This window comes from Frigoribacterium sp. CFBP 13712, assembly GCF_014842255.1.
Taxonomy (GTDB): domain Bacteria; phylum Actinomycetota; class Actinomycetes; order Actinomycetales; family Microbacteriaceae; genus Frigoribacterium.
In genome coordinates, this window is record NZ_JACYVH010000003.1 from 253,254 (window position 1) to 270,788 (window position 17,535).

Annotated in this window: 16 protein-coding genes; 7 read left to right on the forward strand and 9 right to left on the reverse strand. The window is 67.5% G+C overall.

The window, feature by feature from the left end:
- The first annotated feature begins 8 nt into the window (after nt 1-8).
- Complete coding sequence (gene glpK / locus IFT51_RS07385; protein ID WP_192060422.1) at nt 9-1,526, forward strand: glycerol kinase GlpK; 1,518 nt, start codon at nt 9-11, stop codon at nt 1,524-1,526.
- A gap of 133 nt (nt 1,527-1,659) precedes the next feature.
- Here glpK and trpD read toward each other — a convergent pair whose 3' ends face one another.
- Entirely contained in the window at nt 1,660-2,715 is a 1,056-nt protein-coding gene (gene trpD / locus IFT51_RS07390; protein ID WP_192060423.1) for an anthranilate phosphoribosyltransferase, read from the reverse strand.
- Between the two features lie 106 nt (nt 2,716-2,821).
- Here trpD and IFT51_RS07395 point away from each other — a divergent pair, with 106 nt between their 5' ends.
- The 4 genes from IFT51_RS07395 to IFT51_RS07410 are packed head-to-tail and all read left to right on the forward strand — an operon-like array spanning nt 2,822 to nt 7,057.
- Entirely contained in the window at nt 2,822-3,463 is a 642-nt protein-coding gene (locus IFT51_RS07395; protein ID WP_192060424.1) for a heme-copper oxidase subunit III, read from the forward strand.
- Nucleotides 3,464-3,484: 21 nt separating this feature from the next.
- Complete coding sequence (locus tag IFT51_RS07400) at nt 3,485-4,300, forward strand: c-type cytochrome (RefSeq protein ID WP_192060425.1); 816 nt, start codon at nt 3,485-3,487, stop codon at nt 4,298-4,300.
- 34 nt (nt 4,301-4,334) lie between these two features.
- Nucleotides 4,335-5,402 (forward strand): ubiquinol-cytochrome c reductase iron-sulfur subunit, encoded by a 1,068-nt coding sequence (locus IFT51_RS07405; RefSeq protein ID WP_192060426.1) that lies wholly within the window; start codon nt 4,335-4,337, stop codon nt 5,400-5,402.
- Nucleotides 5,399-7,057: a cytochrome bc complex cytochrome b subunit gene (locus IFT51_RS07410; RefSeq protein WP_371740731.1), complete on the forward strand. Its 1,659-nt coding sequence runs from the start codon at nt 5,399-5,401 to the stop codon at nt 7,055-7,057. The genes IFT51_RS07405 and IFT51_RS07410 overlap by 4 nt, the downstream gene beginning before the upstream one ends.
- 1,098 nt (nt 7,058-8,155) lie before the next feature.
- Here IFT51_RS07410 and IFT51_RS07415 read toward each other — a convergent pair.
- From IFT51_RS07415 to IFT51_RS07435, 5 genes are all read right to left on the reverse strand, one after another.
- Nucleotides 8,156-8,572, reverse strand: coding sequence for a cytochrome c oxidase subunit 4 (locus IFT51_RS07415; protein WP_192060427.1), 417 nt, complete (start codon nt 8,570-8,572; stop codon nt 8,156-8,158).
- Nucleotides 8,573-8,578: 6 nt separating this feature from the next.
- Complete coding sequence (gene ctaD, locus IFT51_RS07420) at nt 8,579-10,324, reverse strand: cytochrome c oxidase subunit I (protein WP_192060428.1); 1,746 nt, start codon at nt 10,322-10,324, stop codon at nt 8,579-8,581.
- 10 nt (nt 10,325-10,334) lie between these two features.
- Nucleotides 10,335-11,177, reverse strand: a complete 843-nt coding sequence (coxB, locus tag IFT51_RS07425) for a cytochrome c oxidase subunit II (protein ID WP_192060429.1) — start codon at nt 11,175-11,177, stop codon at nt 10,335-10,337.
- A gap of 239 nt (nt 11,178-11,416) precedes the next feature.
- A complete protein-coding gene (gene erpA / locus IFT51_RS07430; protein ID WP_192060430.1) occupies nt 11,417-11,797 on the reverse strand; it encodes an iron-sulfur cluster insertion protein ErpA in 381 nt (126 codons plus the stop codon).
- 97 nt (nt 11,798-11,894) lie between these two features.
- On the reverse strand, nt 11,895-13,313 hold the full coding sequence (locus tag IFT51_RS07435; RefSeq protein ID WP_192060431.1) for a dipeptidase: 1,419 nt from the start codon (nt 13,311-13,313) through the stop codon (nt 11,895-11,897).
- Between the two features lie 41 nt (nt 13,314-13,354).
- Between IFT51_RS07435 and IFT51_RS07440 the strand changes: the two genes are divergently transcribed.
- The gene (locus IFT51_RS07440) at nt 13,355-13,933 is read left to right on the forward strand and encodes a DUF3043 domain-containing protein (protein WP_192060432.1); all 579 of its coding nucleotides are present in this window, start codon (nt 13,355-13,357) and stop codon (nt 13,931-13,933) included.
- Between the two features lie 47 nt (nt 13,934-13,980).
- Here the strand turns inward: IFT51_RS07440 and IFT51_RS07445 are convergent, their stop codons facing one another.
- From IFT51_RS07445 to hisD, 3 genes are all read right to left on the reverse strand, one after another.
- On the reverse strand, nt 13,981-15,024 hold the full coding sequence (locus tag IFT51_RS07445) for a quinone-dependent dihydroorotate dehydrogenase (protein WP_192060433.1): 1,044 nt from the start codon (nt 15,022-15,024) through the stop codon (nt 13,981-13,983).
- Nucleotides 15,021-15,503, reverse strand: a complete 483-nt coding sequence (gene nrdR, locus IFT51_RS07450; RefSeq protein WP_192060434.1) for a transcriptional regulator NrdR — start codon at nt 15,501-15,503, stop codon at nt 15,021-15,023. Before nrdR ends, IFT51_RS07445 begins: the two co-directional genes overlap by 4 nt.
- A gap of 63 nt (nt 15,504-15,566) precedes the next feature.
- The gene (gene hisD, locus IFT51_RS07455; protein WP_192060435.1) at nt 15,567-16,877 is read right to left on the reverse strand and encodes a histidinol dehydrogenase; all 1,311 of its coding nucleotides are present in this window, start codon (nt 16,875-16,877) and stop codon (nt 15,567-15,569) included.
- A gap of 89 nt (nt 16,878-16,966) precedes the next feature.
- Here hisD and IFT51_RS07460 point away from each other — a divergent pair, with 89 nt between their 5' ends.
- The gene (locus IFT51_RS07460; protein WP_192060436.1) at nt 16,967-17,503 is read left to right on the forward strand and encodes a flavin reductase family protein; all 537 of its coding nucleotides are present in this window, start codon (nt 16,967-16,969) and stop codon (nt 17,501-17,503) included.
- Nucleotides 17,504-17,535: the final 32 nt, after the last annotated feature.

A 17,535-nucleotide genomic window follows, 5' to 3' on the forward strand; every position in this document is an offset into this window, starting at 1 on the left:
ACACACCCGTGAGCGACGACTACATTCTCGCCATCGACCAGGGCACCACGAGCACCCGCGCCATCATCTTCGACCACTCGGGCACCATCGTGTCCACCGGTCAGAAGGAGCACGAGCAGATCTTCCCGCGCGCCGGCTGGGTCGAGCACGACCCGCTCGAGATCTGGACGAACACCCGCGAGGTCATCGGCCAGGCCCTCTCGCGAGCCGACATCACGCGCCACAACATCAAGGCCGTCGGCATCACCAACCAGCGCGAGACCGCCGTCGTGTGGGACAGGACCACGGGCAAGCCGGTCTACAACGCGATCGTCTGGCAGGACACCCGCACGCAGTCCATCGTCGACCGGCTCGCCGCCGACGGTGGCGTCGAGCGCTTCAAGCCCATCGTCGGGCTGCCGCTCGCGACCTACTTCTCGGGCACCAAGATCGTCTGGATCCTCGAGAACGTCGAGGGTGCACGCGAGAAGGCCGAAGCGGGCGACCTCATGTTCGGCACCACCGACTCGTGGGTCATCTGGAACCTCACCGGCGGCGTCGACGGCGGCGTGCACGTCACCGACGTGACGAACGCCTCGCGGACCCTCTTCATGGACCTCGAGACGCTCCAGTGGCGCGACGACATCCTCGAGGCGTTCGACGTGCCGAAGTCGATGCTCCCCGAGATCAAGAGCTCGTCCGAGGTCTACGGCACGGTCGAGTCCTCGAACCTGCTGCGCGAGGTGCCGATCGCCGGCATCCTCGGCGACCAGCAGGCCGCCACGTTCGGTCAGGCCGCCTTCGACCAGGGCGAGTCGAAGAACACCTACGGCACCGGCAACTTCCTCATCTTCAACACGGGCGAGGAGATCGTCCACTCGAAGAACGGTCTGCTGACGACGCTCGGCTACAAGCTCGGCGACGCCGCCCCGCACTACGCGCTGGAGGGGTCGATCGCCGTCACCGGATCGCTCATCCAGTGGCTGCGCGACAACCTCGGCATCATCGGCTCGGCGGCGGAGGTCGAAGAGCTGGCCAAGACCGTCGACGACAACGGCGGCGTGTACTTCGTGCCGGCGTTCTCGGGCCTCTTCGCGCCGTACTGGCGTTCGGACGCCCGCGGTGCGCTGGTTGGTCTGACCCGCTACGTCAACAAGGGCCACATCGCCCGCGCGGCGCTCGAGGCCACGGCCTTCCAGACCCGCGAGGTGCTCGACGCGGTCAACGCCGACTCGGGCGTCGACCTGACCGAGCTGAAGGTCGACGGCGGCATGACCGCCAACGACGCTCTCATGCAGTTCCAGGCCGACATCCTCGACGTCCCGGTGGTCCGCCCCGTGGTCGCCGAGACCACGGCGCTCGGCGCGGCCTACGCAGCCGGTCTCGCGGTCGGCTTCTGGGAGACCCTCGACGACCTGCGTCAGAACTGGCAGGAGGACAAGCGCTGGACTCCGAACATCGAGGCCGACGAGCGCGACCGCACCCTGCGCCTCTGGAAGAAGGCCGTCACGAAGACCTTCGACTGGGTCGACGACGACGTGAACTGAGTCCCGACGACGAACGGGCCCGCTCCCCTCGGGGAGCGGGCCCGTTCCGCGTCTCAGGCGGTCGTCCTGTCCATCGACCCCGTCAGCCCGTCCATCGAGCCGAGGAGGCGCGGGTCGGCCGACCGGGGCGACCTCACGCCGTCTTCGTGGCCGTCACCCACGCGTCGAGCTTCGCGGCGGCCGCGCCCGAGTCGATCGCCTCGGCCGCCACCGCGAGCTGCTCACGGAATCGCACGACGACGGGGCGGTCGCGCTCCGACGGGTCGACGGCGAGCCGGTACGACACCAGACCGGCCGCGGCGTTCAGCAGAACGATGTCGCGCACCGGTCCCGTCTCGCCGGCGAGCACCCGGCGGGCGACGTCGGCGTTGTGCTGAGCGTCGCCGCCGACGAGGTCGGCGATGGCGGCCCGCGGGATGCCGAGCTCGAGCGGATCGAAGTCGTGCTCGGTCACGGAGCCCGAGGAGATCTCCCAGATGTGGCTGTGACCGGTGGTCGTCAGCTCGTCCAGGCCGTCGTCGCCACGGAACACCAGCGCGGTCGCCCCCCGCGTCTGGAACACGCCGACGATGAGCGGCACCTTGTCGAGCGACGCGACGCCGACGGCGCTCGCCTCGGGGCGTGCCGGGTTGACCAGCGGACCGAGGAAGTTGAACACCGTGGGCACGCCGATCTCACGTCGGACCTGTGCCGCGTTGCCGAACCCCGGGTGGAACGCCGCGGCGAAGGCGAACGTCATGCCGACCTCCCGGAGGACGTCCGCGACGCGCTCGGCCGACAGGGTCAGGTCGATGCCGAGGGCGGCCAGCACGTCGGACGAGCCGGACGACGAGCTCGCCGCGCGGTTCCCGTGCTTGATGACGGGCACACCGGTCGACGCGACGACCACGGAGGCCATCGTCGACACGTTGACCGTGCCGAACCGGTCGCCACCGGTGCCGACGATGTCGACGGCCAGCGAGTCGACGGGCAGAGGGACGGCGTGGGCGAGCACCGCGTCGCGGAAGCCGACGATCTCGTCGACCGTCTCCCCTTTGGAGCGCAGCGCGACGAGGAACGCGGCCAGCTGAGCGGGAGTCGCCTCGCCGAGCATCACCCGCTCCATCGACCACGTCGCCTCGGTGATCGAGAGGTCCCGACGGGCCAGGAGGGACTCGATGATCGTGGGCCAGGAGAGCTCGTTGGTCATGCCGCAAGGTTAGCGGCGTCCGCCTAGCCCGTCTTATAGCTCGTCGTCAAGAGAAATTCCCGACCCGGGGTTTCCTGCGCAAACCCAGGGGAGGTTTCCAGGCATAATGGACCTCGTGACAAGTACCTCTCTCTCCAGACCTTCCGGGCCGGTCGTCAACCGACCGAGCACCGTCGCCGTCGGCACCATCGTGTGGCTGGGCAGCGAAGTCATGTTCTTCGCGGGTCTGTTCGCGATCTACTTCACGCTGCGAAGCACCTCGCCCGGTCTCTGGGAGTTCGAGACGGCCAAGCTCGACGTGCCGTTCGCCCTCACGAACACCATCATGCTGGTGCTCTCGTCGGTGACCTGCCAGTTCGGCGTGTTCGCAGCCGAGCGCATGCAGTCGCGCCGAACGGGCCGCCTGTTCCAGGTCGGCCAGTGGGGCATGGTCGAGTGGTTCTTCCTCACCTACGCCATGGGCTCGGCGTTCATCTGCCTCCAGGTGTTCGAGTACGCGCACCTCATCTCCGAGCACGTCACCCTCAGCTCCAACGCGTACGGTTCCGCCTTCTACATGACGACCGGCTTCCACGGCGCGCACGTCATCGGCGGTCTCATCGCGTTCCTCCTCACCATCGGCCGGGCGTTCGCCGTCAAGAACTTCGGCCACAAAGAAGCGACGACAGCCATCGTCGTCTCGTACTACTGGCACTTCGTCGACGTGGTGTGGATCGGCCTCTTCATGGTCGTCTACGTCCTCAAATAGGCATTGGATCGTTCACACAGCATGTTCACTCGAACCTCGTCCTCGCGACGCAAGACCAAGACGGGTCGTCGCAGCCCGCTCGCGACCGCGTCCCTCATCCTCGTGGGTCTCCTCACGACCGGTGGCGCGTACGCCCTCTTCTCGTCGACGGCCACCGCCGACGAGAACGTGGCCCCCGTCGCATCGCAGCAGAGCATCGACGAGGGTCAGAAGCTCTTCGCCTCGAACTGCGCGACGTGCCACGGCCTCAGCGCCGCCGGCACGGCCGACGGCCCCAGCCTGATCGGCGTCGGCTCGGCCGCCGTCGACTTCCAGGTCGGCACCGGCCGCATGCCCATGGCGCTCAACGGGCCGCAGGCCGAAGAGAAGCCCACGCAGTTCAGCGACGAGCAGGTCGCCGACATGGCCGCCTACATCGCCTCCCTCGGCCCCGGTCCGAGCATCCCCTCCGAGGAGTACCTCCAGGCCGACGGCGACACCACCAACGGCGCCGAGCTCTTCCGCATCAACTGCGCCATGTGCCACAACGTCGCAGGCGCCGGAGGCGCGTTGACGGAGGGCAAGTTCGCTCCCGCACTCGACGGGGTCGACTCCAACCACATCTACGAGGCCATGCTCACCGGCCCGCAGAACATGCCCGTCTTCAACGACATGAACCTGTCGCCCCAAGACAAGGCCGACATCATCACGTACCTCAAGTACCTGGAGAACAACCCGTCCCCCGGCGGGTTCGAACTCGGAAGCCTCGGCCCCGTCGCCGAGGGTCTGTTCATCTGGATCTTCGGCCTCGGCGGAATCGTCGCCGTGACCATCTGGCTCACCGCCCGATCCAACTAGTCGTTCTCCCGTACTTCACCGAAAGGCAAAACCCATGGCACAGCACGACGACGAGGCCCCCACCGCGGGCTCGGCTGTCGAGAGGCACGAGCCTCGACAGGTGTCGGCCGGCACGGCCGTCGTCACTGCCGACGTCTTCGAGAACCCGGGTGAGCCGCCGCACCGCGACCGTGTCACCGACATCGACCCCAAGGCCGAGAAGCGCGCCGAGCGTCAGGTCAGCGTCTGGTTCTTCCTCTCCATCGTGGGCAGCATCGCCGCAATCGGTGCCTACATCGCCTTCCCGATCACCTCAGGAGACTCGAACTCGGTCCGCCTGAACAACCTGTTCCTCGGTCTCGGCATCGCCCTCGGGCTGATCTCGATCGGCATCGGTGCAGTGCACTGGTCGAAGACGCTGATGCCGGCTCGCGAGATCACCGAGATGCGTCACTCGACGCGTGGCACCGATGAGACCCGCGAGAAGGCCGTCGAGGTCTTCGCACTGGGCAACCAGGAGTCCGGCTTCGGCCGCCGCACGCTCATCCGCAACAGCCTGATCGGCGCCCTCGTGGCCACGCCGCTCCCCGCCGTCGTCCTGTTCCGCGACCTCGCACCCGCCGAAGACCCGAACGAGGTCCTGCGTCACACCCTCTGGGAGGAGGGGACGCACCTCGCGATGGACCCGTCGGGTGCCCGCATCAAAGCCTCCGACATCACGCTCGGTTCCGTGTTCCACGTCATCCCCGAGACCCTCAACGAGTCGGAGCACCTGCTCGAAGAGAAAGCCAAGGCCGCAGTCCTTCTGATGCGCCTCAAGCCGGAAGACCTCAACATTCCGGAAGGACGCGAGGGCTGGCAGTACGACGGCATCGTCGCGTACTCGAAGATCTGCACGCACGTGGGGTGCCCTGTGGCCCTCTACGAGCAGCAGACCCACCACCTGCTCTGCCCCTGCCACCAGTCGACGTTCGACGTGAAGAACAACTGCGAAGTGATCTTCGGACCGGCCAAACGGCCTCTCCCGCAGCTGCCCATCGCAGTCGACGCCGATGGTTACCTCGTCGCGCAGAGCGATTTCCACGAGCCCGTGGGCCCGAGCTACTGGGAGCGCGAAAAGTGATCACCACCACCCCTGCACCGGAGACCGAGAGCAAGACGTCGAACACCACGACGACGGTCCCCGCGTTCGCTCCGACGAAGACGAACAAGTTCTTCGGCGCCGCAGCCAACTACGTCGACGAGCGCACGAGCATGTCCGGCCTCGTGAAAGAGGTCGGTCGCAAGATCTTCCCCGACCACTGGTCGTTCATGCTGGGCGAGGTCGCGCTGTACTCGTTCGTCGTGATCCTGCTCTCGGGCACGTTCCTGACGTTCTTCTTCCAGCCGTCCATGGCCGAGGTCAACTACAACGGCTCGTACGTCCCCCTCAAGGGCTTGAACATGTCGGCGGCGATGGCCTCGACGCTCGACATCTCGTTCGACATCCGCGGTGGGCTCCTCTTCCGTCAGATCCACCACTGGGCGGCGCTGCTCTTCGTCGCGGCGATCATGCTGCACATGCTCCGCGTGTACTTCACCGGTGCGTTCCGCAAGCCCCGCGAGATCAACTGGGTCGTCGGCTTCACGCTCTGGGTCCTCGCGATGGCCGAGGGCTTCACCGGATACTCGCTCCCCGACGACCTGCTCTCCGGTAACGGCGCTCGGATCATCGACGGCATGGTGAAGGGCATCCCCGTCATCGGCGTCTGGATCTCGTACCTGCTGTTCGGCGGAGAGTTCCCCGGAACCGACATGGTGGCGCGCTTCTACTCGCTGCACATCATGCTCCTGCCTGCTCTCCTCATCGCCCTGCTCGGCGTCCACCTCCTGCTGCTGATCATCAACAAGCACACGCAGTGGGCCGGCCCCGGCAAGACCAACGAGAACGTCGTCGGCGTCCCGGTCATGCCGGTGTTCGCCGCCAAGGCCGGTGGCTTCTTCTTCATCGTCTTCGGTGTGATCGTCTTGATCGCCTCGCTGTTCACGATCAACCCGATCTGGAACTACGGTCCGTACGACCCCTCCCCCGTGTCCGCCGGAACGCAGCCCGACTGGTACATCGGATTCGCCGACGGTGCGCTCCGACTGGTGCCCCCGCACTGGGAGTTCGTGGCCTGGGGCTACACCGTCTCGATGAACATCCTGGCGCCCATCGGCGTCCTGGTGATCTTCATCCTGGCTGTCCTGCTCTACCCGTTCCTCGAGGCCTGGGTCACCGGTGACAAGCGCGAGCACCACATCCTCGACCGTCCTCGCAACGCTCCCACGCGTACAGCGATCGGTGCCGCCGGCATCGTCGTCTACGCGAGCCTGTGGGCCGCGGCCAGCTCGGACCTGATGGCGACGCACTTCCATCTGTCCCTGAACTACGTGATCCACACCGTGCAGGCCTGTCTGATCCTCGGACCATTCATCGCCTTCTGGATCACGAAGCGAGTCTGCCTGGGTCTGCAGAAGAAGGATCGCGAGATCGCGCTGCACGGTTACGAGTCGGGACGCATCGTCCGTCTCCCCGGCGGCGAGTACGTCGAGGTCCACGAACAGCTCGACGAGTACGAGCGCTGGCGTCTGCTCAACTTCACCGAGTACGAGCCCCTGATGATCCGTCCGAACGCGAACGGTCAGATCACGCCGGTGCAGCGTCTGCGGGCATCGATGTCGTCGTTCTTCTTCGAAGACCGCATCGCCCCGGTGAAGCGTTCCGAGATCGAGGCACCGCACAACGACGGTCACTGACCCGGGTCCCCTGAGGCCCGACCACCCCTGCGGTGGTCGGGCCTCAGTCGTTCATCTTGGGAATGTCCGGACTCGAACGGCGAGCACCGCCGCCGAGACGAGACGACACGAGACGATCGGGCGGTGTTGCGGCGACCTGGCCGCTAGGCGACGCCCGACGAGTTCAGTGCAGTGCCTGATAGGACCAAGACCGTCACGAGCTCGCGTACCCCAGGGTCGCTGTGCGGTGCGCCGCGGCTTCCGCAGAAGCCCGTCAACCTCGGGCAGTACCCTCTGACGCGCTTCCGACCGTCTCCGCCTGCCGATGTCGCGCTTCGGCCCGTGCCGGCCATCGGCGAGCACTGAGCAGCCGTCAGGAGGTCACTCGAGGGCGGAGAGGGGATCTCCGCGCCGATGACTGATGGTCGCGCTCAACCGGCCCAGGAGATGCAGCCGTTCCGGCAGACCTAGATCCCACAGCCGCATCTCGGTCGTACTGTCGACCAGCAGCCGGAGACACAGGCCAAAGGGCTGGGCTGGGCTGGGCTGGACTGTGCAGTGCTGTGCTGTGCTGTGCTGTGCTGTGCTGTGCTGTGCTGTGCTGTGCTGTGCTGTGCTCTGCCTTGATGATGAGGCACCGAGAATGGGCCAGCAGGGCCAGCCGTTCACCAGCACGATGAGATGCGCGGGGTCTCTCGGCAGGCGGTGTGCGCCGTCGATGACGACAACCAGTCCGCATCGACGACCCGTTCCGTTCGTCGATCTGGCCGATATCGGTCGAATGCGTGCCCTACAGGTCGATCTCGAATTTGAGCCGTACTCGACGCACCAGCCACTCCCCCGCGTGAGGACGTTCTGCGCCCGAGAGCACCCCGTTCGCCGGCTTCCACGCCACCAACCCCTCAAGGACGCGAGAAGACGCCAACTGGCAGTCGCGTGCCGGCTCTTGGGCAGGCACCAGAAGCTGCCCGCCGATCGATGGTTGCCTCAGACTGCCGCAGCGGCCCTGTCGTCGCATGCGACGTGGCGGTCCGACTTCCAGTCCTTTTCCGTCACTCCGCACGGTTAAACCACGAACGGCGCCCACTTTGTGGACGCCGTTCAGATGGAGCAGATAGATCAGTGGACGAAGTTACCCCGGTAGTACTCGTAGACCCAGCCGACCAGAGCGACCGCAACGAGAGCGCCGCCGATGTAGATGATCCACATGCCGACCGCGAAGGCCAGGAAGATCAGGCCACAGGCGAAGGCCAGGATGATCGGCCACCACGACCACGGGCTGAAGTGCCCCAGCTCAGGATCGCCGTCGTCGATGTTGGCATCGAGACGGTCTTCCGCGAGCTCCCCACCCTGGGCCTTGTGCGAGCGGCTCATGTAGAAGGCGAGGAACACGCTGAGCATGCCTGCCAGAGGGATGGCGACGGTACCGGCCCACTCCACCTGACCGGTGTCGATGAGGTTCCAGACCGTGTAGACGGCGCCCATCGCGAAGAAGAAGATCGCGAGGATCCAGAAAAGCGTTGCGTTGGTCTTCATCGGGGCCTACTTCACCTTGTCGCTGGCTGCATCGTACGTCGGAGCGTCGGGGGCGTCCTTCACCGGGCCGATGCCGACGGGCAGGCCGGCCTCGGGGTGGTTCAGGTCGAACGCCGGGGACTCCGAGCGGATGCGGGGAATGGAGGTGAAGTTGTGACGCGGCGGCGGGCAGGAGGTCGCCCACTCGAGCGATCGCGAGTAACCCCAGGGGTCGTTCACCTCGACCTTGGGAGCGCGACGTGCCGTGATGTACACGTTGTAGAGGAACGGCAGGATCGAGACGCCGAGGAGCATGGCGCCGATGGTCGAGAGCTGGTTCATCCAGGTGAAGTGGTCTTCGGGCTGGTACGTCGCGTAACGACGGGGCATGCCCATCACGCCGAGCCAGTGCTGGATGAGGAACGTCGTGTGGAACCCGACGAAGAGCATCCAGAAGTGGATCTTGCCGAGACGCTCGTTGAGCATCTTGCCGGTCATCTTCGGCCACCAGAAGTAGAAGCCGGAGAACATGGCGAAGACGACCGTCCCGAAGACGACGTAGTGGAAGTGGGCCACGACGAAGTAGGTGTCCGAGACGTGGAAGTCGAGGGGCGGCGACGCGAGGATGACGCCCGTCAGACCACCGAACGTGAACGTGATGAGGAACCCGATGGCCCACAGCATGGGTGTCTCGAACGTGACCGAACCGCGCCACATCGTGCCGATCCAGTTGAAGATCTTCACACCGGTCGGGACCGCGATGAGCATGGTCATCAGCGAGAAGAACGGCAGCAGGACCGAGCCGGTCACGTACATGTGGTGAGCCCACACGGTGACGGAGAGAGCAGCGATCGAGATCGTCGCGTAGACGAGCGTCTTGTAGCCGAAGATCGGCTTGCGGCTGAAGACCGGGAGCACCTCGCTGATGATGCCGAAGAACGGCAGGGCGATGATGTAGACCTCGGGGTGCCCGAAGAACCAGAACAGGTGCTGCCAGAGGATGGCTCCACCGTTGGCCGGGTTGAACACCTGCGCGTCGAAAACGCGGTCGAAGCCGAGCCCGAACAGGGCCGCAGCCAGCACGGGGAACGCCATGATCACGAGGATCGCCGTGATGAGCGTGTTCCAGGTGAAGATCGGCATGCGCCACATGGTCATGCCGGGCGCGCGCATCGTGACGATGGTCGTGATGAAGTTGACAGCACCCAGGATCGTGCTGAAACCGGTCATACCGAGACCGAACACCCAGAGGTTTCCACCTAGGCCTGGCGAGAACGTCGTATCCGACAATGGCGCGTAGGCGAACCAGCCGAACGACGCGGCGCCCTGAGGGGTGAGGAACCCGGCGACGGCGATGAGGGAGCCGAAGAGGTAGAGCCAGAAGGCGAAGCCGTTGAGTCGCGGGAAGGCGACGTCGGGAGCACCGATCTGCAGCGGCATCAGCACGTTGGCGAAGCCCGAGAACAGGGGCGTCGCGAACATGAGCAGCATGATCGTGCCGTGCATGGTGAAGAGCTGGTTGTACTGCTCTTTGGTCTGGATGACGTCGAGACCCGGGGCGAACAGCTGCGCCCGGATGATCAGCGCCATGACTCCGCCGAGGCAGAAGAACAGGAAGGACGCGATCAGGTACATGTACCCGATGGTCTTGTGGTCGGTGGACGTGATCCACGTCACGACGACATTGCCCTTGCGTCCGACCTTCGAGGCACCGAAGTTCGGGCCGGAGGAGGATGTTCCGCCGGTGGGGCGGGTGGCGGTGGCTGAGCTCATCGACCGTGCCTTACTTCTCGGAGTCTTCGGTGCCGGCGGCCACAGGGGCCTCGTTGTCCGGCTGGTTGGTGTTGGTGTTGTACTCGTCGCCGAGCAGACCCGTGTTGCCGTCGTCCGCGAGCGTCTGCAGGTAGGCGTCGTACTCGGACTGGCTGACGACCTTGACGTTGAACAGCATCAGGGAGTGGTACTCGCCGCAGAGCTCGGCGCACTTGCCGGTGAAGGTGCCCTCTTTCTCGGGCGTGAAGTACATGTAGTTGGTCTTGCCGGGGATCGTGTCCTTCTTGTACAGGAAGTCGACGACCCAGAAGGAGTGCGCGACGTCCCGCGACTTGAGCTCGATCTCGACGGACTTGCCGACGGGCAGGTAGAGCACGGGGAGCTGGTCTTCGTCGACCGTTCCGTCCGCCTCCTCCTGGGCCTGGATGCCCTGGTAGTAGGTGCTCTCGTCTTCGTTCTGCTGATCGATGTAGTTGAAGTCCCAGGCCCAGCGCTTGGCGTAGACGTCGATCTTGACGTCCGGGCTCGCGGTCGGCGCCTCGATGGCGGCCTGGTCGCGAGCGGTGAAGGCGAAGAATCCGAGCACCAGGATGAGCGGGACGACCGTGTAGAAGATCTCGACCGGGAGGTTGTACCGCAGCTGCACGGGGAGGCCGGTCTGGCCCTTGCGTCGGCGGTAGGCGATCGACGCCCAGATGACGAGACCCCACACGATGAACCCGACGATGAGGAGGACGATCCACGACGTGACCCAGAGGCCGATGATGCTGTCGACGTGGTTCGTGGTGCCCGGCTCGGTCGGCAGCCAACCCTGCAGCTGGTCTTGCGTGCAGCCTGCGAGGACGAGGGCCATGACGGCTGCCACGGGAATGGCGGCCCAACGATTACGGCGGTGAGAACGCACTGTTACCTCTCGGATGACGCGACTTCGGGGGGTGCTCCCAGTCTGGACGGGGACTTCCCTAGCCTACTCGCAGGTTGCACCGACCTCAGTACACAGCACGCCGCAATGTTCGACGCCGAACCATTAACCGCCTGTCGGGGACCACCCCGGAGGGCGGCCCCCGACGAGGAGCGGTGACGGGTCGAGCGTCAGTGGAAGCTGTCGCCGCAGGCGCAGCTCCCCTGGGCGTTCGGGTTGTCGATCGTGAAGCCCTGCTTCTGGATGGTGTCCTCGAAGTCGATGGCGGCGCCGTCGAGGTACGGCACGCTCATCTTGTCGACGACGACCTCGACACCGTCGTAGTCGACGGTCGCGTCGTTCTCGAGCAGGCGCTCGTCGAAGTAGAGCTGGTAGATCAGACCGGAGCAGCCACCGGGCTGGACGGCGACACGGAGACGCAGGTCGTCTCGCCCCTCCTGCATCAGGAGGCTCTTGACCTTTCCGGCTGCGGTATCGGTGAGCTTGACGCCGTGGGCGGGCGTCTCGGTCGAAACGGCCGTCTCGACGACGGGGGTCGCGGTGTCGGTCATGGAGCCTCCTTCAAGCGGGTGCGAGTGCTCTGCACTCCTCGTCGACCAGTGTAAGCAGCGGACCCGGGGATTTGTTCCCCCCGGGTCGATGATCCGGTCAGCGGATCTCGGCGTCGAGTCGTGCGATGAGGATGGCCTCCGTGAGGATGGCCTTCTGGAGCACCCCGAGATGCTGCGACTCATTGGGGCTGTGCGCGCGGGTGTCGGGGTCTTCGACGCCGGTCACCAGGATCTCCGCGTGCGGGAAGGTCTTCACGAGGTCGGCGATGAACGGGATCGAGCCTCCGATGCCGGTCTGGACCGGCGCCTCGCCCCAGCCCTCGGTCATCGCCACGGTCACGTCGGCGATCGCCGGCCCGCTCGTGTCGACGAGGAACGGGTCCCCCGTGTCGACGTCGTCGATCGAGACATGCGCACCGAACGGCGGGTCCGTCAGCAGGTGCTCGCGCAGCGCCTCGTAGGCCTCGGCCGCGGGCTGCCCCGGGGCGACGCGCGCGCTGATGCGGACGGACACCTCGGGCGAGAGCGTGTTGGAGGCGTTCGCGACGGTCGGAGCATCGATCCCCGTGACGGTGATCGACGGCTGCGACCACACCCGGCTCAGGAGGGGGCCGTGTCCGATCGTCCGGACGCCCTCGAGAAGGCCGGACTCCTCCCGGAGGGTCTCCTCCGACTGCTCGGGGTGCTGCGCGTCGCGGCTGCGGAGACCGGCGACGGCCACGCCGCCGTCGTCGTCGTGGAGCGAGGCCAGGAGGCGCACCATCGCCATCATGGCGTCCGGGACGACACCGCCGAGCATCCCCGAATGCGAGGCGTGGGCGAGGGTGCGGACCGTGAGTCGGAACGTCACATTGCCCCGGAGCCCCACGGTGATGGCCGGGACGGTGGTGCTCCAGTTGTCGGAGTCGGCCACCACGATCACATCGGCGGCCAACTGGTCGCGGTGCTGCGCGAGGAAGTCCGCGAACGACCTCGAGCCGAACTCCTCCTCGCCCTCGATGAACAGGGCAACGCCCACGCCGAGGTCGTCGCCGACGACCTCGCGGACGGCACGGAGCGCGGCGACGTGGGTCATGACGCCGGCCTTGTCATCGGACGCACCGCGACCGTAGAGGCGGTCGCCCTTCAGCGTGGGCTCGAAGGGCGGAGTGTCCCAGTGCGCGTCGTCCCCCTGGGGTTGGACGTCGTGGTGCGCGTACAGCAGGACGGTCTTCTTGCCGTCGCGCGCCTCCCGACGGGCCAGGACGGCAGGCTGACCGGTCGCGCCGGTGTCGCCGATCGGAGCCCGGCTGACCGTCACCTCGTCGAAGAGGCCCGTCTCGCGGACCAGCTGGGCGACGGCCTCGGCGCTCTCCGCGACGTGGGCGGGGTCGAAGGCGTCCCACGAGACGGAGGGGATGCGCACGAGCGACGAGAGATCGGCGATCGTCGATGGGAGCCCGGCGTGCACGGCCTCCGCGAGTTCGCTGACAGTACGGGGGTCGGTCGGTCGGACGGGGTGCTGCGAGTCGGTCATGCAGGTAATCTTAGGAACTCGTTCAACCCCGAGGAATATCCGTGGCCAAGGCAGAAGACAAGACCGACTCGTCGACGCAGGTCGTCGACCCCGAATCGACGACGATCGGCAAGGGTCGCCCGACGCCGACCAGGCGCGAGCGCGAGGAGGCGAACCGACGTCCTCTGGTCGCCACCGGCAAGGAGGCGCAGAAGGCCCAGCGGGCCCGCCTCGCCGAGGTACGCGAGCGGCAGCGTGTGGGTATGGCCAACGGCGAGGAGAAGTTCCTCCCCGAACGCGACAAGGGCCCGCAGCGCAAGTTCATCCGCGACTACGTCGACGCGCGGTACAGCGTCGGCGAGGCGATGATCCCGATCATGGTGCTCGTCATCGTGATGAGCATCATCCAGGTGGCCGCCATCCAGATGATCACCCTCTTCGTCCTCTGGGGCTTCTTCATCGTCGCCGTGATCGACTGCCTCGTGGTGGGTCGCCTGGTCACGTCGAAGCTCACCGAGAAGTACGGTGCCGGCAACGTCCAGCGGGGCAACAAGTGGTACGCCGCCATGCGGGCCATGCAGATGAAGCCCATGCGCATGCCGAAGCCGCAGATCAAGCGCGGTCAGTACCCGACGGTCTGACGCCTCTCCGACTCCACGACGCCGCCCCCCCCCTCNTCACGCCCACGTCAACGACGGGAGCGGAGCCTGCGGAGGCCCCGGTTGATCTGACGGGCCCAGAGCGGACCCCGGTAGAGGAACGCGGTGTACCCCTGGACCAGAGTCGCACCGGCGCGCAGCCGTTCGTCGACGTCGGCGGCGGAGGTGACTCCCCCGACGGAGATGATGCAGGTGCCCTCGGGCACGGCGTCGACGAGCAGTCGCAGCACCTCGAGCGAACGTGCCGCCAGGGGCGCACCGGAGAGCCCCCCGGCACCGGCCGCCTCGACCACGCTCGCGTCGGTCTCGAGCCCCTCGCGCGACAGCGTCGTGTTCGTGGCGATCACCCCCGCCAGCCCCAGGTCGCCGACGAGTCGGCCGATCGTGCGGATGCCCTCGTCGTCGAGGTCGGGCGCGATCTTCACCAGGACGGGAGTCGACCCTGCTGCCTCGGCGACCGCGCTGAGCAGCGGGCCCAGTCGATCCAGCTCTTGGAGCCCCCGGAGGCCCGGCGTGTTGGGCGAGCTGACGTTGACCGCCAGGTAGTCCGCCAACGGCGCGAGGAGCCTCGTGCTGACCAGGTAGTCGTCGACAGCGTCGTCCACGTCGACGACACGGCTCTTGCCGATGTTCACCCCGACGACCGGACGGCGGGAGGCGCTCCGTGCCTTGGCGAGCTCCGTCGCGGCCTGCTGCGCGCCTCCGTTGTTGAACCCCATGCGGTTCACGACCGCCAGGTCGGGGACGAGACGGAAGAGCCGAGGGCGCTCGTTGCCGGGTTGCGGCCGGGCGGTGATGGTGCCGACCTCGACGTGCCCGAAGCCGAGCGCTCCGAGCCCGGCGATGCCCCGGGCGTCTTTGTCGAAGCCCGCCGCGACGCCGAACGGGGAGTCGAAGCGGAGACCCAGCGCCGAGACGGCCAGCGACGGGTGCGGCGCGGTGAACCGCCTCGCGAGCGGCGCGAGTCCGACCCGGGGGACGGCGCGGATGACCCGGAACGCCAGGTGGTGCGCGTCTTCGGGGTCGAGCTTCGACAGGACGAGATCGAACAGGAGCCGGTACGGGGTCGTCATTCGTCGACCGATCGGGTCGTGCGGGGCCGCCCGGCGTGCTCTTCGCGCAGCGTCGCGATGGAGGCCTCGAAGTCGTCGAGCGAGTCGAACGCCTGGTAGACGCTGGCGAACCGCAGGTAGGCCACCTCGTCGAGCTCTCGCAGCGGGGGCAGGATCGCCAGGCCGATGTCGTTGGCTTCGATCTGCGACGTGCCGCTGGCGCGGACGGCCTCCTCGACCCGCTGGGCCAGGACGGCCAGGTCGCCGTCGGTCACGGGTCGACCCTGGCAGGCCTTGCGCACGCCGGAGATGATCTTCTCGCGGCTGAACGGCTCGAGCACCCCGTTGCGCTTCACGACGTTGAGGCTGGCCGTCTCGGTCGTGCTGAAACGCCGACTGCAGTGCGGGCACTGGCGGCGTCGCCGGATGGACGTGCCGTCGTCGCTGGTGCGCGAGTCGACGACGCGGGAATCGGGATGACGGCAGAAGGGACAGAACATGGTGCCCTCAGCGTACTGGGAGCAGGGGCCTCCCCTGTCGAGGGGAGGAACCGGCGGCGCGGGTCAGGGGCGTCGGATGCGTGCCGCCACGGCCTCGCCGTGCGCGGGCAGGAGCTCGGCGCGCGACAGGGCGACGAGGCGGTCGGCGACGACGGCCAGGGCCGACTCGTCGTAGCGGACGATCTGCTGCGGACGCAGGAACGTGTAGGCGCCGAGACCCGACGAGAAGCGCGCCTGGCCGCCGGTCGGGAGGACGTGGTTCGAGCCCGCCAGGTAGTCGCCCAGGCTGACCGGCGTGCTGCTCCCGACGAAGACGGCGCCCGCGCTCGTGATCGAACGCAGCACGGCCTCGTCGTCGCGGGTCTGGATCTCGAGGTGCTCCGGGCCGTAGGCGTTGCTGAACGCGACGGCGGCCGTCATGTCGTCGACGATGACGAGGGCCGACTGCCGCCCGGCGAGGGCCACCCGGACCCTCTCGGCGCTCATCGTCAGGGGCACCAGACGCTCGAGCTCGCGCTGCACCTCGTCGACGAGGTCGGCGGAGTCGGTGACGAGGACGGCGGCGGCCTCCTCGTCGTGCTCGGCCTGACTGATGAGGTCGACGGCGACGAGCACAGGGTCGGCCGAGCCGTCGGCGATGACGAGGATCTCGGTGGCGCCGGCGACGGCGTCGATCCCGACGTGGCCGCGGACGATCTGCTTGGCCGCCGCGACGAAGTTGTTGCCCGGCCCGGTGATGACCTGGACCGGCTCGAGGCCGATCTCGGGAACGCCGTAGGCCAACGCGCCGATCGACCCCGCCCCGCCCATGGCGTAGACCTCGTCGACGCCGAGCAGCCCTGCGGCGCCGAGGATGACCGGGTGGACCCCGCCGCCGAACTCGCGCTGGGCGGGACTCACCACCGCGATCGACTCGACGCCCGCGACCTGGGCCGGCACGACGTTCATGACGACGCTCGAGGGGTAGACGGCCTTGCCGCCGGGCACGTACACGCCGGCGCGGGTCACGGGCTGCCAGCGCTGCTCGATGACGGCGCCGTCGGCGGGCCGGGTCACCGTGCCCGCCGGGATCTGCGCCCGACTGCCCTCGGTGACGCGGGCGATGGACTCCTCGAGCGCCTCGCGCACGAGCGGATCGAGCCCCGCGACGGCGGCGGCGATCTCGTCGGCCGACACCCGGAACGTCTCGGTGCGGACGCCGTCGAAGCGCTCGGCCTGATCGCGCAGCGCGTCGGCGCCCCGTTCTCGGACATCGGCGACGAGGCGCGCCGCGGCCTCCGAGGCGGTGCTGACGTCCGCCCGCGCACGGGGTACGAGGTCGAGGAGGTCGGCGTGGGTAGGGTGTGTTCCGCGGAGGTCTGTGGTCTGGATCATGACCGCCCCAGCCTAGTCATGGTGCCGCCTCGAGGTCCTGAGGGCACCGCCGGAGACGACGCTCGAAGCCGAGGAGGCGCACCCCTGTCATGACGGAGCCCCAGCAGGCGGACCCCCGCCCCGCCCAATCGCCGGGCGAGGACGTCCTCGCCTTCCGCGAGGCCTTCCGCCGCCACGCCGCCGGGGTCGCCATCGTGACGACACGCGCGTCCGACGGGAGCCCGGTGGGTTTCACCGCGACCTCCCTGGCCTCCTTGGCCGCGAGTCCCCCGTTGGCGACCTTCAACATGGCCCGCACGGCCAGCTCGTGGCGTGCGGTGTCCGAAGTCGACGACGTGATCGTGCATCTGCTCGGCGCGCGGAACGAGCAGGCTGCTCGGCGCATGGCGGGGCCGGCGGCGATGCGCTTCGCCGACGACGACGACTGGCTCGTGGGCCCCCGTGGACTCCCCCTGATGCGGGGCGTCACGGCCTGGTTCAGCGGTCGCATCGTCGAGCGACTCCCCGTCGAGGGCAACGCCGTCGTCGTGGTGCGTGTCGAAGGCGGCGGAACTGGTCTCGACGACGACGCCCTGCTCTACCACGACCGCCGTTACCTCACGCCCGGTCGGCCGATCGACCAGTAGGACCGGGCCACCGGTCGACCGACCGACCGGTG

What these genes read in the sequence shown, in the direction of transcription:
- hisD (WP_192060435.1), bottom strand. Translation starts at nt 16,877, where the DNA reads ATGATCCAGACCACAGACCTCCGCGGAACACACCCTACCCACGCCGAC.
- IFT51_RS07395 (WP_192060424.1), top strand. Translation starts at nt 2,822, where the DNA reads ATGGACCTCGTGACAAGTACCTCTCTCTCCAGACCTTCCGGGCCGGTC.
- coxB (WP_192060429.1), bottom strand. Translation starts at nt 11,177, where the DNA reads ATGGCCCTCGTCCTCGCAGGCTGCACGCAAGACCAGCTGCAGGGTTGG.
- ctaD (WP_192060428.1), bottom strand. Translation starts at nt 10,324, where the DNA reads ATGAGCTCAGCCACCGCCACCCGCCCCACCGGCGGAACATCCTCCTCC.
- IFT51_RS07405 (WP_192060426.1), top strand. Translation starts at nt 4,335, where the DNA reads ATGGCACAGCACGACGACGAGGCCCCCACCGCGGGCTCGGCTGTCGAG.
- erpA (WP_192060430.1), bottom strand. Translation starts at nt 11,797, where the DNA reads ATGACCGACACCGCGACCCCCGTCGTCGAGACGGCCGTTTCGACCGAG.
- IFT51_RS07400 (WP_192060425.1), top strand. Translation starts at nt 3,485, where the DNA reads ATGTTCACTCGAACCTCGTCCTCGCGACGCAAGACCAAGACGGGTCGT.
- trpD (WP_192060423.1), bottom strand. Translation starts at nt 2,715, where the DNA reads ATGACCAACGAGCTCTCCTGGCCCACGATCATCGAGTCCCTCCTGGCC.
- IFT51_RS07435 (WP_192060431.1), bottom strand. Translation starts at nt 13,313, where the DNA reads ATGACCGACTCGCAGCACCCCGTCCGACCGACCGACCCCCGTACTGTC.
- nrdR (WP_192060434.1), bottom strand. Translation starts at nt 15,503, where the DNA reads ATGTTCTGTCCCTTCTGCCGTCATCCCGATTCCCGCGTCGTCGACTCG.
- IFT51_RS07415 (WP_192060427.1), bottom strand. Translation starts at nt 8,572, where the DNA reads ATGAAGACCAACGCAACGCTTTTCTGGATCCTCGCGATCTTCTTCTTC.
- IFT51_RS07460 (WP_192060436.1), top strand. Translation starts at nt 16,967, where the DNA reads ATGACGGAGCCCCAGCAGGCGGACCCCCGCCCCGCCCAATCGCCGGGC.
- IFT51_RS07445 (WP_192060433.1), bottom strand. Translation starts at nt 15,024, where the DNA reads ATGACGACCCCGTACCGGCTCCTGTTCGATCTCGTCCTGTCGAAGCTC.